We start from the raw sequence: 16,847 nt of genomic DNA, 5'->3' as shown, positions 1-16,847 counted from the left end.
ATGGCAGGTCTTCTCGACGGAAAGATCGTCGTCGTCTCCGGAGTGGGTCCGGCGCTGGGCCGTGCGGTGTGCGTGCGTTCCGCGGCCCAGGGGGCTCGCGTGGTGCTCGCGGCACGGACCGAGTCGCGGCTCGCGGAGATCGCGGCCGAGATCCGGCAGGCGGGCGGCGAGGCGCTGACCGTCCCCACCGACATCACCGACGATTCCGCGGTGGCGAACCTCGTCGATCGCACCGTGGCCGAGTTCGGCGGGGTCGACGTCCTGGTCAACAACGCCTTTGCGGTCCCGTCGATGAAGCCGCTGGGCCGCACCGACTTCGACCAGATCACTTCCGGTCTCGACCTCACCGTGCTCGGCACACTTCGAGTCATCAAGGCGTTCACGCCCGCGTTGAGCGAGGCGAACGGGTCGATCGTGAACGTCAACTCCATGGTGATCCGGCATTCGGAGCCGCGTTACGGCAGCTACAAGATCGCTAAGTCGGCGCTGCTGTCGATGTCGCAGACACTGGCCACCGAGCTCGGCGGCGAGGGGATTCGGGTCAACAGCGTCGCGCCCGGATACATCTGGGACGACCAGCTGAAGTGGTACTTCGGCGAGGTCGCGAAGAAATACGGGATCACCCCGGAGCAGGTCTACGAGCAGACCGCGTCGCGCAGCGATCTGAAACGGCTGCCGGAGCCGGCGGAGATCGCAGACGCGGTGCTGTTCCTCGCCTCCGACCTCGCGCGGGCGATCACCGGACACACTCTCGACGTGAACTGCGGTGAATACCATGACTGAGTCCCGAACCACTGTCGGCACGGTCGACGAACTGCACGAGGCGGCGATCCGCGCCGTCGGCCTCGACGACTTCGGCGACACGGACTACCTCGAAGGTCTCGAGGTGCTGCTGTCGTCGTACGCGCAGTCCGCCGATCTGGAACCGTTGGGCAGCAAGATGTTCCGCTACTTCCTCAAGGGCGCGCTGATCGCACGGCTGCTCAGCGAGGCGGGGTGGAAGAACAACCCGGATTACGTGCGGGTGCCGGTGGAACGGCCGGTGTTCGTCACCGGACTGCCGCGGACCGGCACCACCGCGTTGCACAGGCTGCTGGCCGCCGACCCCGCCCATCAGGGGCTGGAGATGTGGCTGACGGAGTTCCCGCAGCCGCGGCCTCCGCGCGAGACATGGGACGCGAACCCGGTCTTTCAGCGGATAGACGCCGGGTTGTCGCAGCATCACGTGGAGAACCCGGAGTTCATGGGGCTGCACTACATGGGCGCGGCCGAGGTGGAGGAGTGCTGGCAACTGCTGCGGCAGTCGCTGATGTCGATCTCGTACGAATCGCTCGCGCACATTCCCGAGTACTCGGAGTGGCTCGCGCAGCAGGATTGGACGCCCGCCTACGAGCGCCACCGGCGCAATCTCCAGCTCATCGGCGGCAACGACGTCGATCGGCGCTGGGTGCTGAAGAACCCGAGCCATCTCTTCGCGCTCGACGCGATCATGGAGGTGTATCCCGACGCTGTCATCGTGCAGACACATCGCGCGCCGGAGACGATCATCGGATCCATGTGCAGCCTCGCCGAGCAGGCGACGGCGGGCTACTCGCGTGCGTTCACCAGGGACCGGATCGGGCAGACGCAACTCGATCTGTGGTCGCGCGGTCTGCACGCGTTCTCTCGGGCGCGCGAGAAGTACGACCCGGCGCAGTTCGTCGACGTCGACTTCACCGATCTGAGGGCGGACCCGTTCGGAACCGTGGAGCGCGTGTACGACGCGATCGGTGCCGAGTTCACCGACGCCGCCAAAGGGGCGATGACCGCGCTCGACGAGGATTCCAAGTCGGGCGACCGCCGGCCGCAGCACAAGTACGCGCTCGCGGACTACGGGCTCACCGCAGATCAGGTGCGCAAGGCGTTCGCGTAGGAGCGGTCCACGCTCAGATCCTCGGGGCGCGCGGTGCTCCGCCGGTCAGGCGGCGATGAGGCGGGCGAGGTAGGCCTCGCCGCGGGAGTCGCCCGGTGCGGGCGGGGCGTGCGGACCCTGATCGGGCAGGAGTTCGGCGTGGTGGATCTGGTTGACCCTCCACCCTTTCCGAGGGTACCGAGCAGCGACGGGTCCCACGCGATGCGCCCGGCGTGTGGACCGTCGATGAGAAGCATCGTCTCCCAGTCGCCGAGGGCCTTGCCCACTGAGCGATTGTGACGGCCGCACGCGGCCCCGAGGTGGTCGACATCGGTGGGGCCGCCGTCCGCGTAATCGGGGAAGTGGTGGGCCTGGGTGCGGGAGACCGGGGCTGCGCAGCCGGGGGCGGTGCAGCCGCGGTCGCGGGCGAAGAGCATCAGCCGCTGGGCTTTCGACGCGAGGCGTCGTCCCCGACCCAGGTAGAGGGCCTGGCCGGTGTGGTGAGAGAACACCGCCAAATGCGGAGTCGCGTCGGCAGCGACTTCGATCAACTCAGCGACGGGCAGCCGAGTACCCGTCGCGGTCAAGGCGACACCCGCGTGCTCGCGCAGTTCTTTGTTTGTGACGGTGACGACGATCTGCGACGACAGCCGGCCGTTCCCGGTGGTTGCGGCGGCGGTCAGTGCGCGTTCGGCGTCGAGCAGCGCGACGAGGGCGTCGTGGCCGCGTTGTCCGGCGGTGCGGTCGTCGCGCTCGGCCGCAGCGGCGACCGCGGCGGGGTCGGCGACTTCGCACGCCCCGCGTGGAGACTCCGGATCTGCCGGGTTGTTCATGCCGGGTGCGGCCCACGAACCCAACAGGAGTTCGAAGCGGGCCCGCAGCGCCGGGGTCAGGGACGCAGTCACTTTGCTCATCAGCCGCCGGTCCTGCGGCATCAAGGCGAACTTGCGGTGCCGCTTGCGGTCCCGCTCGTCGGTCAGTGATCCGTCGGGGTCCAGGTGCGCTAGCAGCCGGATCCCGGCGGCTCGGACGCCGTCCGGGGTCAGCTCCCGCGCCACAGCAGCCAACTGGGCCTCGGCCTGTTCACGCGTCAGTGGGTCGACGGCGGCCGGGATTCTGTCCATGATCGCATCGATCTCCCGGACGTGGGCCGCACCGATGACCCCGTCGGTGACCGCATCGGCGGTGGCCAGGCGCGCCGGTGGGAGGGTTTGGCCCTGTAGTCCGGTGAAGCGGCCGATCGCGGCAACGCTGGTCCGTCGGCGGCGGGCCTCACCGTCGCCCAGACGCAGTCCCGAGGACAGGTACTGATGCAGTGACAGGTAGCCGTCCTTGCGGTAGGCGCCGCGGTCGGAGACCTCCACCAGCAGCGCGGCGTCGACGGCGTCGAGCCGGCGGTGCACTCGCTCGAGAACCTCGGCGATCTCGAGGAGCTGTTCCTCGGTGGCGGCGGTGAACCGGGCAGCGGCGAGTGCAACCGTCGCCCCCTCGATCATGGCGACCAGGGTGGCCGGATCTGTTGGCAGCGCCGTTGACGGCTCGGCTTCCGTCTGATCTGCATCCATCCGACTCACCCCCTATCCGTGTCGTCGATCACTCACTATCCGATTGTATGTACGAAGTCTATCGCGGGGGTACGACAAGGCCTGGGTTACAAACCGCTACGGTCCAGGAATCCCTCGATCGCCGCGGCGAAGACCTCGTTGTCGTCTCCGGCAACCATGTGGCCTGCGCCGCTGACGTCGGCGGTCTCCGCGTGGGGGATCAATGCGCGCATGTGCTGCACGCCGGCGTCGCTCACAACATCCGACTTCCCGCCGCGGACGATGAGCGTCGGAACGGTGACGTTCCGGGCGGCCTCGGCCAGGCGTTCGGGATCGGTGTGCCGGCGCGGTTCGTCGCCGTCGCCCGACCGGATGAACTGCGGGTCCCAGTGCCAGTACCAGCGTCCGTCGTCGCGGCGTCGCACGTTCTTGCGCAGTCCGTCCAGGGTCGCCGGACGTGTTCGTGCCGGGTTGTACGCCGCCACCGCGTCGGCCACCTCCTCCAGGCTCGCGAATCCGTCGACGTGATCGGTCATGAACGCCTTGATGCGGTCGATGCCCGTCTGCTCCACGTTCACCACGATGTCCACCAGCACGAGCGCCGCCGCGGCCGACGGGTCCTCGCCCGCGGTGCAGAGGCCGGTGATGCCGCCGAGCGACGCACCGACGATCACGGGGGCGCCAGACAGTGTCGGGAGCACGCCGCGCAGGTCGGAGACGAACGCCTCCAACCCGTAGTCGTGGTCGCGCGCCCAGTCGCTGTCGCCGTGTCCGCGCAGATCGATGGTGTCGACATCCCGTCCGCGCGAGACCAGGGCGGAGGCGGTGCGGTCCCACGAATGGCGGGTCTGCCCTCCGCCGTGCAGCAGCAGCGCGGGAGCGGCCGCGGGGCCGGAACCGTTTGCGCGCCAGTGGTCGCCGCGCAGTGTGAGGTCGCCGATTTCGACAGCGAAGGACTGCGGGACTGTGACGGTCATGATGGCGGCCTTCCGATGCGACGATTTCCTCTCTTGTGGGTACTACATATCGGAGTCGTCCGCGTGGGTGGGGTGTCGTGCGCGCCGGAATCGAGCAAGTGACGAGTCATTGGTGAGCATCCGCACATTAGAGTTCGGTTGACCGAATCATTGGTGAACGCCTAGCCTCATTACATGCTTCGCACAAGGGGGTCGGGGACTCGTTTGCGCGCCGTGGGCCTGCTGGGACCGGCGTTCGTCGCGGCGATCGCCTACGTCGATCCCGGCAATGTCGCGGCCAACATCACCGCTGGCGCGAAGTACGGGTATCTCCTCGTCTGGGTACTGGTCGTCGCCAACGTGATGGCGGTGATGGTGCAGTATCAGTCGGCCAAACTCGGGGTGGTGACGGGGAAGACGCTCCCCGAGACGTTGGGGCGGCGCCTGTCGCGGCGGTCGCGTCTGCTGTTCTGGGCCCAGGCCGAACTCGTGGCGGGAGCCACCGACATCGCCGAGGTGATCGGCGGTGCGATCGCCCTCAACCTGCTCTTCGGACTGCCGTTGCCGATCGGCGGAGTGATCGTCGGCCTGGTGTCGATGGCGATCCTCTCGATGGCCGATCGGCGCCGACAGCGGCGATTCGAAACTGCGATCGTGGCGCTGTTGGCCGTGATCGTCTTCGGTTTCCTGGCCGGACTGCTCGTGAATCCGCCCGACGCCGGCGGGATCATCAACGGCATGGTTCCCCGGCTCGACGGCGCCGAGACTGTGCTGCTCGCGGCATCGATGCTGGGGGCGACGGTGATGCCCCACGCGATCTATCTGCATTCGTCCCTGGTGATCGACCGGCATGGTCAGCCGATCGGCGCCGGCCGCACGCGCAGGCTGCTCGCGGTCACGCGGATCGACGTCGTCATCGCGCTCGTGATCGCGGGCACTGTGAACATCGCGCTCCTGGTCCTCGCTGCGTCGAGTCTGTATGGACGCGAGGGCACCGACAGCATCGAGGGGGCGCACGATGCGGTACGCGATGCGCTCGGGCCGGTGGTGGCGGCGGTGTTCGCCGTCGGTCTGCTCGCGTCCGGTATCGCTTCGACGTCGGTCGGCGCGTACGCCGGTGGCGCGATCATGGGAGGGCTGCTCAAGCGGCGGATTCCGATTCTCGTACGCCGCGCGGTGACGCTGATCCCGGCGGTCGTCGTCCTGGCGCTGGGTGTGAATCCGACGATGGCGCTGGTCATCTCGCAGGTGGTGCTCAGCTTCGGGATCCCGTTCGCGATCGTTCCCCTGCGTCGCTACACCGCGGACCGGGCCTTGATGGGCGAGTTCGCCGACGGCCGCCCGTTGCGCTGGGCCTCCGCTGTCGCCGCAGTCGCCATCGTCGTGCTCAACGTGGTGTTGATCGGTCTGACGTTCGCGTAGGTGCGCTGTCTGGGCGGGTCTGCGCGCGGTGGTTGGGGACACTCGCCGTCGTCCCCAGGCCTATGAGTAGGCGTGTGAGCGTAGCGAGCGCGTCGTATCGAGACATGGTGTGTAGCGGGTTGGTTTCGACTCGCTTCGCTCGCTCAACGAGCCTGGGGGCTCGCTCAACCTGCCTGAGAGGGGCGCTCGCCGTCGTTCCGAGGTTTGTCGAGTGGGCGTGTGAGCGTAGCGAGCGCGTCGTATCGAGACATGGTGTGTGCGGGTTGGTTTCGACTCGCTTCGCTCGCTCAACGAGCCTGGGGGCTCGCTCAACCAGCCTGAGAGGGGCGCTCGCCGTCGTTCCGAGGTTCGTCGAGTGGGCGTGTGAGCGTAGCGAGCGCGTCGTATCGAGACATGCTGCGCGCGTTGTGGTTTCGACTCGCTTCGCTCGCTCAACCGGCCTGGAGGGGGCGCTCGTCGTCGTTCCGAGGTTCGTCGAGTAGGCGTGTGAGCGTAGCGAGTGCGGCGTATCGAGACATGGTGTGTGCGGTTGGTTTCGTCTCGCTTCGCTCGCTCAACGAGCCTGGGGGGTCGCTCAACGAGCCTGAGAGGGACGTTCGCCGTCGTTCCGAGGTTTGTCGAGTAGGCGTGTGAGCGTAGCGAGCGCGGCGTATCGAGACATGGTGTGTGCGGTTGGTTTCGTCTCGCTTCGCTCGCTCAACGAGCCTGGGGGGTCGCTCAACGAGCCTGAGAGGGGCGCTCGTCGTCGTTCCGAGGTTTGTCGAGTAGGCGTGTGAGCGTAGCGAGCGCGGCGTGTCGAGACATGGTGTGTGCGGTTGGTTTCGACTCGCTTCGCTCGCTCAACCAGCCGGGGGAGGGCTCGCTCAACCGGCCTGGGGAGGACTGCCTCAACCTGCCTGGGGAGGCTCGCTCAGACTCACCCGGGCCAGCGCGTGATGCGGCTGGCCGAACAGCTGGGCGTCGGCCTGGGCACGTTTGAAGAACATGCCGATGTCGTGTTCCCAGGTGATGCCGATGCCGCCGTGCAACTGGACGGCGGAGCCGGTGACCGACATGTAACCCTCCGAGCAGTAGACGTGAGCGGCGGCGGCGAGTTCGGCCGCGTCGTCGCGGCCCTGGACGAGCGCATCGATCGCCGCGGCGGACATCGACCGCATCGCCTCCACCTTCACGTACATGTCGGCCATCGCGTGCTTGAGCGCCTGGAACGAGGCGAGCGCCCGCCCGAACTGCTTGCGCGAGGTGGTGTGCTCCACCGTCAGTTCGAGGGCCCGGGCGGCGCCGCCAACCTGCTCGGCCGACAACATCGCCCAAGCCAGGGTGCGGATACGCTCGGCGACGTCCGGTGGCGACGCGAGGGTCGTCGACGACACCTCGTCGAAACTGACGCGAGCCAGCGGTCGCGTGGGATCGAGCAGCGGCAGCGGGGTGACGGTGACGCCCTCGGCATTCGCGTCCACCTCGTGCAGCGTCTGAGCAGCCCCGGCGTCGCCCGGCCGACCGGCCACCACCAGGAAGACATCGGCCGACTCGCCGTCGATCACGTATCCGGCGGTCCCACTGAGCAGGCCCGCCTCGGCGACCACACCGGGCGTCGACCACCCTGCGGCGTCGGCCCAGCACAGGGCGCCGATGCGTTCGCCCGAAGCCAATCCAGGCAGCAGCCGGGCGGCTGCGTCGTCGTCGCCGGAGGCGAGGACGGCACCCGCGGCCAGAACCGCGGACGAGAACACGGGCACCGGAGCGAGTGCGGCGCCCACCTCCTCGACGGCCAAGGCGGTCTCGGTGAGGGCGGCGCCGGCACCGTCGTACTGCTCGGGGACGGCGAGGGCCGCGACTCCCACCTCGGTGCAGAGTGTCTCCCACACGGCGCGGTCCATGCGGCCCTGCGTGCGGATGGCGGCGCGGACCGAGGCGGAATCGGATCGGCGGCGCAGCACGTCGCGGATCGACTCGGCCAAGGCTGCGCGGTCTTCGGCGCTGATGCTCTCGTGAGTGCTCACAGGGTCTCCAGGATCAGGGCGCGGTGCTCGGCGGGAGTGCCCCACGCCGACACGAGCGCACGGGTCTTGGTCAGGTACAGCGAGAGATCGTGCTCGGCGGTGTATCCGATGGCGCCGAGCACCTGCAGACTCCGGCGTGAGGCGAGGTACGCCGCATCCGCCGCGGCGACCTTCGCAGCGGAGACCTCGCGCGCCACATCGGTGTCCGCCGGCGCGTTTCCATCGAGACCCACCGCTGCACCGTGGACCAGGGGCCGGGCCATCTCGATGGCGATGGCGACGTCGGCCAGGTGGTGTTTGACGGCCTGGTACGAGCCGATGGCGCGGTTGAACTGTTTGCGCGCCTTGGCGTATTCCGAAGCGATGTCGAGCATCGCGCCGCCCAGCCCGATCAGCTGCGCGGCCGTCGCCAGCGCGCCGAGATGCGCGACCGCCCTCTCGTCCGCGGTCCCGAGCGCGGCTCCGGCTTCGACGTCGGCCACTGTCCGGGTCGGATCGACCGACGGGTGTTCGGCGACGACGGTCCCCGAAGAGAGGGCCCCGTCGCGCAGGACGTAGACGTCCGCATCGACCGGCGCGGCGGCGCGACGGGCGGTGGCCGACGTCGCGATGGTGGCCGGACGGCCGTTCAGCAGCGCCGCCAGCGCATCGGACGCGCCCGCGGCCGCGAGCGCGCAGGGGACGGCGGCGAAGGTCTCGGCGACCGGGCCGGGCAGCGCGAACCGGCCGATCTGCTCTGCGGCGACCACCATCTCAGTGGCACCGGCACCCGAGCCGCCCAGATCGTCGTCGACGAGCAGACCGGTGATTCCGGCCTCGGCGAGCCGGCCGTAGACGGTGAGGGCGGGGGTGCGGTCGCCCTCCGACCATGCGCGTGCGACCGCTGCTCCGCCTGCCTTCTCGCCGATGGCGGCGACGGTGGACGCCAGGTCGGTGTGGATGTCGTTGAGGAGGAAGTCCATGGTCTATCGGTCTCCGCGGGGCAGGCCGAGGAGTCGCTCGGCGATCACGTTTCGCTGGATCTCGTTGGTGCCGGCGTAAATCGGTCCCGACAGCGAGAAGAGGTAGCCGTCCATCCAGGGGTCGGCGAGTTCGGCGTCGGCGCCCTGCAGGTCGAGTGCGGTCTCGTGGGCGGCGATGTCCCACTGCGACCAGAACACCTTGTTGATCGACGACTCCATGCCGAGCTGTCCGCCTGCCGCCAGCCGGCTGACCGTCTGATACGTCGACAGTTCGTAGGCGCGTGCACCGATCCAGGCGTCGGCGACGCCCTTGTCGGTGGCGGCGGTCGACGGTGCGTCGGCGCCGCGTTCCTTCCACAGTCTCACCAGACGATCGGTGGCAGCGAGGAATCGGCCCGGCGACCGCAACGACAGTCCGCGTTCGTTGGCCGCGGTGCTCATCGCGACCTTCCACCCGTTGTTCACCTGGCCGATGACGCCCGAGTGGGCTGGGTCGTCGGGGTCGTCGGGCACGAAGACGTTCTCCAGGAAGAGTTCGGCGAACCCCGCCTCACCGTCGAGCTGAGCGATCGGGCGCACGGTCACGCCCTCGCTGCGCAGGTCGAACATGAAGTACGTGATGTTCCTGTGCCGGCCCGATTTCGCCCCGCTCGCTTCGCTCCCGGCGGCGGGCGCCTCCGGGTCGGTGCGGAACAATCCGAACCCCCAGTCGGCGAAACTCGACCGGGAGCTCCAGGTCTTCTGCCCGTTCAGCAGCCAGCCGCCGTCGGTGCGGGTGGCGGTGGACCGCAGCGACGCGAGGTCGGACCCGGCCTCCGGCTCACTCCATGCCTGCCCCCAGATGTCGTCCGCACGAGCCATGCGCGGCATGATGCGGGCGAGCTGTTCCGGACTCGCGTGCTCGAAGAGGGTCGGGGCGAGCAGGAAGATGCCGTTCTGACTCACACGGCCAGGCGCCCCCGATCGGTAGTACTCCTCTTCGAAGATCAGCCAGTGCAGCAGCGGCTCGTCGCGTCCGCCGAATTCCTCGGGCCAACTGACCACCGACATCCGGTCGGCCGCCATCTCGGCCTCCCACGCGCGGTGCGCTTCGAAACCTTCGGCGGTGTCCATCGAAGGCAGCGGGTCGGCGGGCACGTGCTCGGCCAGCCAGGCGCGGACCTCGGCGCGGAACTTCTGGGCGGCGTCGTCGAACAGCAGGTCCATCAGGCCTCACCCTTCTGCGCGGCGTCGCGCATGCTGCGCGCGTCCATGCCGCCGAGCGAGTCCCCCGAATCGGCGTCGTTGGCCGCGTGTGCGAAGTGATGCCAGCCGAACACCGAGTCCATGGCATTGCGCATCCCCATCTGGTCTTCGCAGATGTTGACGGCCTTTTTGCTCAGGAACAGTCCCTGCATCGGCATCTCGGTCATCTGCGCGCAGAGCTCGTCGACCTTGGCGCTCAGACCCTCGCGCGGAACGACGTGGTTCACCATTCCCCAGTCCAGCGCCTGCGCCGCGGTGAAGCGCTGGCCGGTGAACAGGATCTCCTTGGCACGCCGCGCCCCGAGGACGTACGCGTGCGCGAAGTACTCGACGCCGGGAATGCCCATCCGGGCGACGGGGTCGGAGAAGAAGGCGTCGTCGGAGGCGACGATGAAGTCGGCCGACCACGCGAGCATCAGGCCTCCGGCGATGCACGCGCCGTGCACCTGAGCGATGACGGGCTTCGGGATCTCCCGCCAGCGGCGGCACATCCCCATGTACACCTCGATCTCGCGGGCCAGTCGCTGGTTGCTGTCGAGCGGCTCGCCGTCGCCGCGCGTGTGATCCCAGTGCAGCGTCGCCACATTGGGATAGAACGTGTCGAAGTCGCGTTCGGGGGTGCCGATGTCGTGGCCCGCGGAGAAGTGCTTTCCATTGGCGCGCAGCACGATCACCTTGATCTCGGTGTCGTCGACGGCTTTCCGGAACGCCGCGTCCAGCGAGTACGTCATCACCGAGTTCTGCGCGTTGCGGTAATCGGGACGGTTCAGCGTGACATAGGCGACGGCGCCGGCGGTCTCGTATGCGACGGGCGACGTGTCGGGGCCGAGGTCGTCGGGCCCCAACGGGGGAGGGATGACGGCGTTGCTCATACCTACAGACTCTAACCTAGCAAGTGCTTGGTTGGTAGGCCGGGCGCCGGCGCGGGCCGTCAGCGGGAGGCGAGAACCATCCCGATGGGCACGCTCACGATGAGGACCGTCAGGACCGCGAGGTAGGCGTACGCCGCCGGCGCCTTCGACCCCAGAAGGCGCAGGCCGGCCCGCCACGTGGCGGCCAGGACGACGAGCAGCAGGATCGACCCGACGTCGACCACGGCCGGTGTGTCGGTCAGCGAGCCGGCGATCACCAGGGCGTTCGCCGCGATCCACCCCGTCAGCTGTGATGCGTGGAAGCGCGCGCTCATCGGCTGCGGGGCACGTTGCTGTGCGATGCCGATCGCGATGAGGGCGACGCCGCAGACGAGCACCAGGTAGGCCGCCAGCCAACTGCCCTTCGCCAGATCGAGCGGGCGCGCCACGGCGGCCACCAAGCCGCCGGCGATGACGGCGGCCGACCCCGTCGCAGTGAAGAGGTCGATCTCCACGCTCAACCGGCTCACCGGCGGCCTCCCGCCAGGACCGCCAAGCAGTGGTCGCCGTCGACGAAGGCGTCCAGCCGCTCGAGGCGGAGGTCGGTGTGGTGCCTGCTGAGCACGCCCTGCACTATGCCCCGGTGCACCGAGCAGGTCAGGGCCGGCTGTCGTCGGGCGAGTTCGAGGAACGGGCAGCGGTTCAGGCGGATCCGGTCGCCCGCCGCTTCGGGCGCGAAACCGAGATCGTCGAGTACGGCGAGCAGATCTTCGACCGGTTCGTCGGAACCGGAGCTGCCGGCCGCCCCCCATTCGCGACCGGCGGCCACCGCACGCGCGGCCGCGTCCGGCGTGTCGGCCAGTGTTCGGAGCAACACCTCGGCCAGGATCCCGTAATTGCGAGGGCCGGACGGGTCCATCGCGGGGCGCGCCCGATAGAGGAGCCGAGGCCGCCCCGGCCCGTCGTGCTCGGCGGTGTCGACGACGATCAGCCCGTCCGCGGTGAGTGCGCGCAGATGAAAGCGGACGGTGGTCTGCGGAATGTCGGTCGCCTCCGCCACTTCGGCGACGGTCATCGGCGCGGCCGCCGCGCGGAGGGTGTCCAGGATCGTGGTGCGCACGGCGGTCAGTGGTCGGTGCCCTGCGGCGGGAGGGAGGCCACCAGCGGTGCGTCGGCCCCGGTGGGCCCGAGCTTCATCGCGCCGCCGGGTGAGCCCAGCGGTGCGTCGCGGCCGGGCAGGGTCTCGACGAAGAAATCCGCGTTGTCGGTGATGTACGGCGTCCATTCGTCGGGGACGTCGTCCTCGTAGAAGATGGCCTCCACCGGGCACACCGGCTCGCAGGCGCCGCAGTCGACGCATTCGTCGGGGTGGATGTAGAGGCTGCGGCCGCCTTCGTAGATGCAGTCGACGGGACATTCCTCCACGCACGCCCGGTCCATCACATCGACGCAGGGGAGCGCGATCACGTAGGCCATGTCGTCACCGCCCGGTGCCGAGCGGCTCGATCGTGAGCGTGGGCTCGCGGTGGGTGTGGACGGTGAGATAGCTCAGCCCATCGGGACCGGCGGTGAACGATCGCTCCGACCGCCGCGGCAACCAGAGCAGATCGCCCGCGGACACCGCCACATCGCCGGTCTCGGTGCCGACGGTGCCCGACCCCGCGACCACGTGGATCAGGACGTCCACCTCCGCTCCCCGGTGCGTGTCGATACCGCCGCCCGGGGCCAGCCGGATCAGGTTGGAATCGAGCCCGCGGCCGTCGAAGTCGAGCTTCCACGCCACGCCGGCGGCGTCGACCGGTCCGTCGGTGAGCTCGGCGGTGTTGCCGAGCAGGCGGGGCGGCGGGGCCGCGGTTGTCTTGCTGATGCGGATGCGGTAGTCGCGCTTCTCGCGCACCAGATAGTCCCAGCCGTATCCGCCGGGCAGTCGTTCGTCGAACTCGTCGTGCAGATGCCGCGGATCGTGGTCGTTGATCAGGATGATCGCCTCGCCGACGTCGAGTGAGTCGAAGGTGCCGAAGATCTTGGGGTGGCGCTGGGGCTTGGGGATCTCGCGGACATCCAGGGTGACGTCGGGCATGACCAGTCCTCCTAATAAAAACAATGAAGTCTTGTAAAAAATCTAGCGCGATTCGTGACGTGGGGCAACGCGTGTGTTCAGCGGCGGACGGCGGCGCTCACCTCGTCGGCGGCCGCACGCGTCGCGGCACCGAGCCCTGCGACCTCGTCCGCGGGCATCGTCGAATCGGGGCAGGAGACGATCGCGCCGATCGCGGTTCCGTCGGCGTCGAAGATGGGGGCGCCGACGCTCACCGCGCCCACCTCGCCGGTCAATTCCGCGGGCAGGTAATCGATCGCCGACAGTTCCGACACGAGTTCCGACATCCGCGATCGCAACTGGGCGGGCATTTCGTCGAGATTGCCCAGGGTGTCGATGATGGCGCGGTGGTGTCCGGTGATCCGCTCGATCGAATAGCCCCGATCGCGGATCGCGTCGAGGACGGCGGCGAGGCGGGCGCGCTGGTCCGCGGACGCCTCGGCCAGCCAGTCGGTGCGCTCGGGCTCGTCCGACCATGCGATGAACTCGCGGCACAGCGGCGGTCGGAGGTGGACGCGGCGCAACGGCGGCACCCAGGAATCGGGAGCGGTCTGCGGGACGACCTGATCGGCCACGGTCACCAGATCGCCGGTGCGGCGCGCGAGGAACGCCGGCACTCCGGTCTCTTCGACGAGGGTCTGCATCGCGGGGATCGCGCTCGCCGCCACCAGGTCCAGACGTGCGGCGCGCCGGGACACGGTGAGGAACTCGGGGCCGAGTGAGAAGGAGTTGTCCCGCCGCCTGGACAGCCAGCCGAGTTCGCACAGCTGAGTGGCGATCGCGTGTGCGGTCCCGCGGGGGATGCCGGTCACTCGCACGACCTCTGCGAGCGTGAGGGAATCGCCCGCGCGCTCGACGAGGAGCGACATCACGTCCACCACACGGCGCGTCGGCGGGGACGATTGACGCTCGGGGCGTCCGTCACCTACCGTTGCTGTCATATTGCCAACACTAAGTGTCGAATATTCGACAAGTCAAGGAAAGTGGCGTCGATGATCACATCGCCCGACGGGACCCGTCCGGCCGCCCCGGCCGGAACCGGCCGACGGTACGAGCTGACGACTCTCGAGGAACTGGAGGCCGAGTCCGTCCACATCTTCCGCGAAGTGGGCGCCACTTTCGAGCGCCCCGCCATGCTCTTCTCCGGGGGCAAGGACTCGGTGGTGATGTTCCATCTGGCGCGCAAGGCGTTCTGGCCGGCGCCGGTCCCCTTTCCGCTCATGCACGTCGACACCGGACACAACTTCGATGAAGTGATCGAGTACCGCGACCGGGTGGTCGAGCAGACCGGGGTGTCGCTGATCGTCAGCAGCGTGCAGGACGACATCGACGCCGGCCGGGTGGTCGAGCAGACCGGGCCGGGCACGTCGCGCAATCGGCTGCAGACAGCGGCGCTGCTGAGGGGGATCGCGGAGCATCGGTTCGACGCGGTGTTCGGCGGTGCGCGACGTGACGAGGAGAAGGCACGCGCCAAGGAACGGTTCTTCAGTTTCCGCGACTCGTTCGGAGCATGGGACCCGCGCAACCAGCGGCCCGAACTGTGGAACCTGTACAACGGCCACTGCGCGCGGGGTGAGCACATCCGGGTGTTCCCGTTGAGCAACTGGACCGAGCTCGACATCTGGAACTACATCGCCCAGGAGGGCATCGAACTCCCGTCGATCTACTACGCGCACGAGCGTGAGGTGGTGCCCCGTGACGGCATGCTCCTGGCGAAGACGCGCTTCCTGGAGACCTATCCGGGTGAGACCGCACACGTCGAGCGCGTTCGTTTCCGCACGGTTGGCGATGCCACCTGCACCGGTTGTGTCCGAAGCGAGGCCGACACCCCGGAGAAGGTGATCGCCGAAGTCGCCGCCACTCGGGTCACCGAGCGGGGCGCCACGCGAGCGGACGACCGGATCTCCGAAGCCGGCATGGAAGACCGCAAGAAAGAGGGCTACTTCTGATGCGCATCGACAACCGTGCGGCCGGCCCGGCCGACACCGAGGTGATCGCTCCGGCGGAACTGCTCAGGATCGCCACCGCGGGCAGCGTGGACGACGGCAAGTCGACTCTGATCGGCCGGCTCCTCTACGACTCGAAGTCGATCCTCACCGACCAGCTCGAAGCGATCGAGCGCACCAGCGCCCAGCGCGGAGACGAGTACGCCGATCTGGCGCTGCTCACCGACGGGCTGCGCGCCGAGCGCGAGCAGGGGATCACCATCGACGTGGCGTATCGCTACTTCGCGACGCAGAACCGGAAGTTCATCATCGCGGATTCGCCGGGACACGTGCAGTACACCCGCAACATGGTCACCGGCGCGTCCACCGCCGACCTCGCGATCATCCTGATCGACGCTCGCAAGGGCGTGCTCGAGCAGACGCGCCGCCATGCCTTCCTATCGTCGCTCCTGGGGATCCCGCACTTGACGGTCTGCGTCAACAAGATGGATCTCGTCGACTACTCGCAGGAGCGGTTCGAGGAGATCTGCGACGAAGTGGTCGCGTTCGCGGCCAAGCTCAACGTCGGCGACATGAGTTTCATCCCGATCTCGGCTCTGCGCGGTGACAATGTCGTCGACCGGTCCGAGGCGATGCCCTGGTACACCGGCCGACCGCTGCTCAGCCATCTGGAGAACGTGTACATCGCCTCCGACCGCAACCTGCGCGACGCGCGGTTCCCGGTGCAGTATGTGATCCGACCGCAGCGCAGCGACGGCCTCGACCACCGCGCCTTCGCCGGCACCGTCGCCGGAGGGACGTTCGCGGTGGGCGACAAGGTCGTCGCGCTGCCCGGCGGATTCGGGACCACGGTGAAGCAGATCTGGGGACCCGGCGGCGTCGAACTCCAGGAGGCGTTCGCCTCCCAGGCGGTCTCGATCGCGTTGGACGACGAGATCGACATCGTGCGCGGCGACATGCTGGTGCGGCCCAACAATCGCCCGCACGTGGGACGTGAACTGGACGCGATGGTCTGCTGGTTCTCCGAGAGCACCGCTCTCGCTCCAGGCAACACCTACGTGATGCTCTGCGGAACCCGGGAGACGCGCGTGCGCGTGCAGGGACTCAACTACCGGCTCGACGTCAACACTCTCCATCGGGACGAGGACGCGACGGCCCTCACGCTCAACGAGATCGGCCGGCTGTCGTTGCACGCGCAGCATCCGGTGATGTTCGACGAGTACCGCCGCAACCGCGCCACCGGCAGTTTCATTCTGATCGACGAGACCACCAACGCGACAGTGGCCGCGGGCATGATCAGTGCACCGCTCGCACACGACAGCCACGTGGTGTGGCAGTCGAGCAAGGTGACGCGCGCAGGACGGTCGCATCGCGGCGCGACCGTATGGCTCACCGGGCTCTCGGGGTCCGGTAAATCGACCATCGCCACCGAGTTGGAGCGGCGGATCGTCGCCGAAGGCAGGCCCGCCTACCTGCTCGACGGCGACAATCTGCGTCACGGGCTCAACGGCGACCTCGGCTTCAGCGACGACGACCGGCGCGAGAACATCCGCCGGACCGCGGAGGTCGCGTCGCTGTTCGCCGATTCCGGAGCGATCGCGTTGGTGTCGCTGATCAGCCCGTTCGCCGCAGAGCGGCAGCGGGCCAGGGAGATTCACGAAGCGGCTGATCTGCCGTTCTATGAGATCTTCGTCGACACTCCGCTCGACGACTGCGAGGCACGTGACCCCAAAGGCCTCTACGCGAAAGCCCGGGCCGGCGAGATCACCCAGTTCACCGGCATCGACTCTCCGTACGAAGTGCCCGAGAGCCCAGACCTGGTGGTGCGCCCGGGCGATGGGTCACCGAAGCAGATCGTCGACCGGATCATGCGCGAACTGGGGCTGTAGCCGGTGCGAGCAGCCCCAGCGCCGCTCCGTACAATTTCAG

The 16,847-nt window shown here is 68.5% G+C and carries 16 protein-coding genes; 5 read left to right on the top strand and 11 right to left on the bottom strand.

Annotation, left to right across the window (positions count from 1 at the left end; genetic code table 11):
* Together ACK8HH_RS15070 and ACK8HH_RS15065 are read left to right on the top strand one after the other, a co-directional pair.
* Positions 1-783, top strand: a complete 783-nt coding sequence (locus ACK8HH_RS15070; protein ID WP_062366001.1) for an SDR family oxidoreductase — start codon at positions 1-3, stop codon at positions 781-783.
* Positions 776-1,912: a sulfotransferase family protein gene (locus tag ACK8HH_RS15065; protein ID WP_062365998.1), complete on the top strand. Its 1,137-nt coding sequence runs from the start codon at positions 776-778 to the stop codon at positions 1,910-1,912. The genes ACK8HH_RS15070 and ACK8HH_RS15065 overlap by 8 nt, the downstream gene beginning before the upstream one ends.
* Here the strand turns inward: ACK8HH_RS15065 and ACK8HH_RS15060 are convergent.
* The gene (locus tag ACK8HH_RS15060) at positions 1,888-3,456 is read right to left on the bottom strand and encodes a DUF222 domain-containing protein (protein ID WP_412475307.1); all 1,569 of its coding nucleotides are present in this window, start codon (positions 3,454-3,456) and stop codon (positions 1,888-1,890) included. The genes ACK8HH_RS15065 and ACK8HH_RS15060 overlap by 25 nt on opposite strands.
* Before the next feature lie 86 nt (positions 3,457-3,542).
* A complete protein-coding gene (locus tag ACK8HH_RS15055) occupies positions 3,543-4,412 on the bottom strand; it encodes an alpha/beta fold hydrolase (RefSeq protein ID WP_412475306.1) in 870 nt (289 codons plus the stop codon).
* Between the two features lie 174 nt (positions 4,413-4,586).
* Here ACK8HH_RS15055 and ACK8HH_RS15050 point away from each other — a divergent pair, with 174 nt between their 5' ends.
* On the top strand, positions 4,587-5,813 hold the full coding sequence (locus ACK8HH_RS15050) for an Nramp family divalent metal transporter (RefSeq protein WP_045537452.1): 1,227 nt from the start codon (positions 4,587-4,589) through the stop codon (positions 5,811-5,813).
* An 887-nt stretch (positions 5,814-6,700) separates the two neighbouring features.
* Here ACK8HH_RS15050 and ACK8HH_RS15045 read toward each other — a convergent pair.
* From ACK8HH_RS15045 to ACK8HH_RS15005, 9 genes are all read right to left on the bottom strand, one after another.
* Positions 6,701-7,816: an acyl-CoA dehydrogenase family protein gene (locus ACK8HH_RS15045; protein ID WP_375003657.1), complete on the bottom strand. Its 1,116-nt coding sequence runs from the start codon at positions 7,814-7,816 to the stop codon at positions 6,701-6,703.
* Entirely contained in the window at positions 7,813-8,778 is a 966-nt protein-coding gene (locus ACK8HH_RS15040; protein ID WP_412475305.1) for an acyl-CoA dehydrogenase family protein, read from the bottom strand. The genes ACK8HH_RS15045 and ACK8HH_RS15040 overlap by 4 nt, the downstream gene beginning before the upstream one ends.
* A gap of 3 nt (positions 8,779-8,781) precedes the next feature.
* Positions 8,782-9,984, bottom strand: coding sequence for an acyl-CoA dehydrogenase family protein (locus ACK8HH_RS15035; RefSeq protein WP_006895764.1), 1,203 nt, complete (start codon positions 9,982-9,984; stop codon positions 8,782-8,784).
* Positions 9,984-10,895 carry an enoyl-CoA hydratase gene (locus ACK8HH_RS15030; protein WP_006895760.1) on the bottom strand — a complete coding sequence of 304 codons (912 nt, stop codon included), beginning with the start codon at positions 10,893-10,895 and terminating at the stop codon, positions 9,984-9,986. The genes ACK8HH_RS15035 and ACK8HH_RS15030 overlap by 1 nt, the downstream gene beginning before the upstream one ends.
* 59 nt (positions 10,896-10,954) lie before the next feature.
* Positions 10,955-11,404, bottom strand: a complete 450-nt coding sequence (locus ACK8HH_RS15025; RefSeq protein ID WP_006895758.1) for a hypothetical protein — start codon at positions 11,402-11,404, stop codon at positions 10,955-10,957.
* Complete coding sequence (locus tag ACK8HH_RS15020) at positions 11,401-11,994, bottom strand: helix-turn-helix transcriptional regulator (protein ID WP_006895756.1); 594 nt, start codon at positions 11,992-11,994, stop codon at positions 11,401-11,403. Before ACK8HH_RS15020 ends, ACK8HH_RS15025 begins: the two co-directional genes overlap by 4 nt.
* 5 nt (positions 11,995-11,999) lie before the next feature.
* Positions 12,000-12,350: a ferredoxin gene (fdxA, locus tag ACK8HH_RS15015; RefSeq protein ID WP_006895755.1), complete on the bottom strand. Its 351-nt coding sequence runs from the start codon at positions 12,348-12,350 to the stop codon at positions 12,000-12,002.
* A gap of 4 nt (positions 12,351-12,354) precedes the next feature.
* On the bottom strand, positions 12,355-12,954 hold the full coding sequence (locus tag ACK8HH_RS15010) for a DUF2249 domain-containing protein (RefSeq protein ID WP_412475304.1): 600 nt from the start codon (positions 12,952-12,954) through the stop codon (positions 12,355-12,357).
* A gap of 77 nt (positions 12,955-13,031) precedes the next feature.
* On the bottom strand, positions 13,032-13,913 hold the full coding sequence (locus tag ACK8HH_RS15005; RefSeq protein WP_045539912.1) for an IclR family transcriptional regulator: 882 nt from the start codon (positions 13,911-13,913) through the stop codon (positions 13,032-13,034).
* A gap of 51 nt (positions 13,914-13,964) precedes the next feature.
* Between ACK8HH_RS15005 and cysD the strand changes: the two genes are divergently transcribed.
* Complete coding sequence (gene cysD, locus ACK8HH_RS15000; protein ID WP_006895750.1) at positions 13,965-14,921, top strand: sulfate adenylyltransferase subunit CysD; 957 nt, start codon at positions 13,965-13,967, stop codon at positions 14,919-14,921.
* The gene (gene cysC, locus ACK8HH_RS14995) at positions 14,921-16,807 is read left to right on the top strand and encodes an adenylyl-sulfate kinase (RefSeq protein ID WP_412475303.1); all 1,887 of its coding nucleotides are present in this window, start codon (positions 14,921-14,923) and stop codon (positions 16,805-16,807) included. The genes cysD and cysC overlap by 1 nt, the downstream gene beginning before the upstream one ends.
* The last annotated feature ends 40 nt before the right edge of the window (positions 16,808-16,847 follow it).

The sequence above is a fragment of the Gordonia sp. LUNF6 genome (genome assembly GCF_047041125.1).
Taxonomy (GTDB): Bacteria; Actinomycetota; Actinomycetes; order Mycobacteriales; family Mycobacteriaceae; genus Gordonia; species Gordonia sihwensis.
Note: the sequence above shows the minus strand (reverse complement) of the source record. Positions and strands in the feature narration are given on the sequence as shown.

Bases quoted from the DNA above. Each gene is read 5' to 3' on its own strand.
- ACK8HH_RS15035 (WP_006895764.1), bottom strand. From the start codon at position 9,984: ATGGACCTGCTGTTCGACGACGCCGCCCAGAAGTTCCGCGCCGAGGTC.
- ACK8HH_RS15065 (WP_062365998.1), top strand. From the start codon at position 776: ATGACTGAGTCCCGAACCACTGTCGGCACGGTCGACGAACTGCACGAG.
- ACK8HH_RS15060 (WP_412475307.1), bottom strand. From the start codon at position 3,456: ATGGATGCAGATCAGACGGAAGCCGAGCCGTCAACGGCGCTGCCAACA.
- ACK8HH_RS15055 (WP_412475306.1), bottom strand. From the start codon at position 4,412: ATGACCGTCACAGTCCCGCAGTCCTTCGCTGTCGAAATCGGCGACCTC.
- cysC (WP_412475303.1), top strand. From the start codon at position 14,921: ATGCGCATCGACAACCGTGCGGCCGGCCCGGCCGACACCGAGGTGATC.
- fdxA (WP_006895755.1), bottom strand. From the start codon at position 12,350: ATGGCCTACGTGATCGCGCTCCCCTGCGTCGATGTGATGGACCGGGCG.
- ACK8HH_RS15030 (WP_006895760.1), bottom strand. From the start codon at position 10,895: ATGAGCAACGCCGTCATCCCTCCCCCGTTGGGGCCCGACGACCTCGGC.
- ACK8HH_RS15050 (WP_045537452.1), top strand. From the start codon at position 4,587: ATGCTTCGCACAAGGGGGTCGGGGACTCGTTTGCGCGCCGTGGGCCTG.
- ACK8HH_RS15040 (WP_412475305.1), bottom strand. From the start codon at position 8,778: ATGGACTTCCTCCTCAACGACATCCACACCGACCTGGCGTCCACCGTC.
- cysD (WP_006895750.1), top strand. From the start codon at position 13,965: ATGATCACATCGCCCGACGGGACCCGTCCGGCCGCCCCGGCCGGAACC.
- ACK8HH_RS15010 (WP_412475304.1), bottom strand. From the start codon at position 12,954: ATGCCCGACGTCACCCTGGATGTCCGCGAGATCCCCAAGCCCCAGCGC.
- ACK8HH_RS15005 (WP_045539912.1), bottom strand. From the start codon at position 13,913: ATGACAGCAACGGTAGGTGACGGACGCCCCGAGCGTCAATCGTCCCCG.
- ACK8HH_RS15070 (WP_062366001.1), top strand. From the start codon at position 1: ATGGCAGGTCTTCTCGACGGAAAGATCGTCGTCGTCTCCGGAGTGGGT.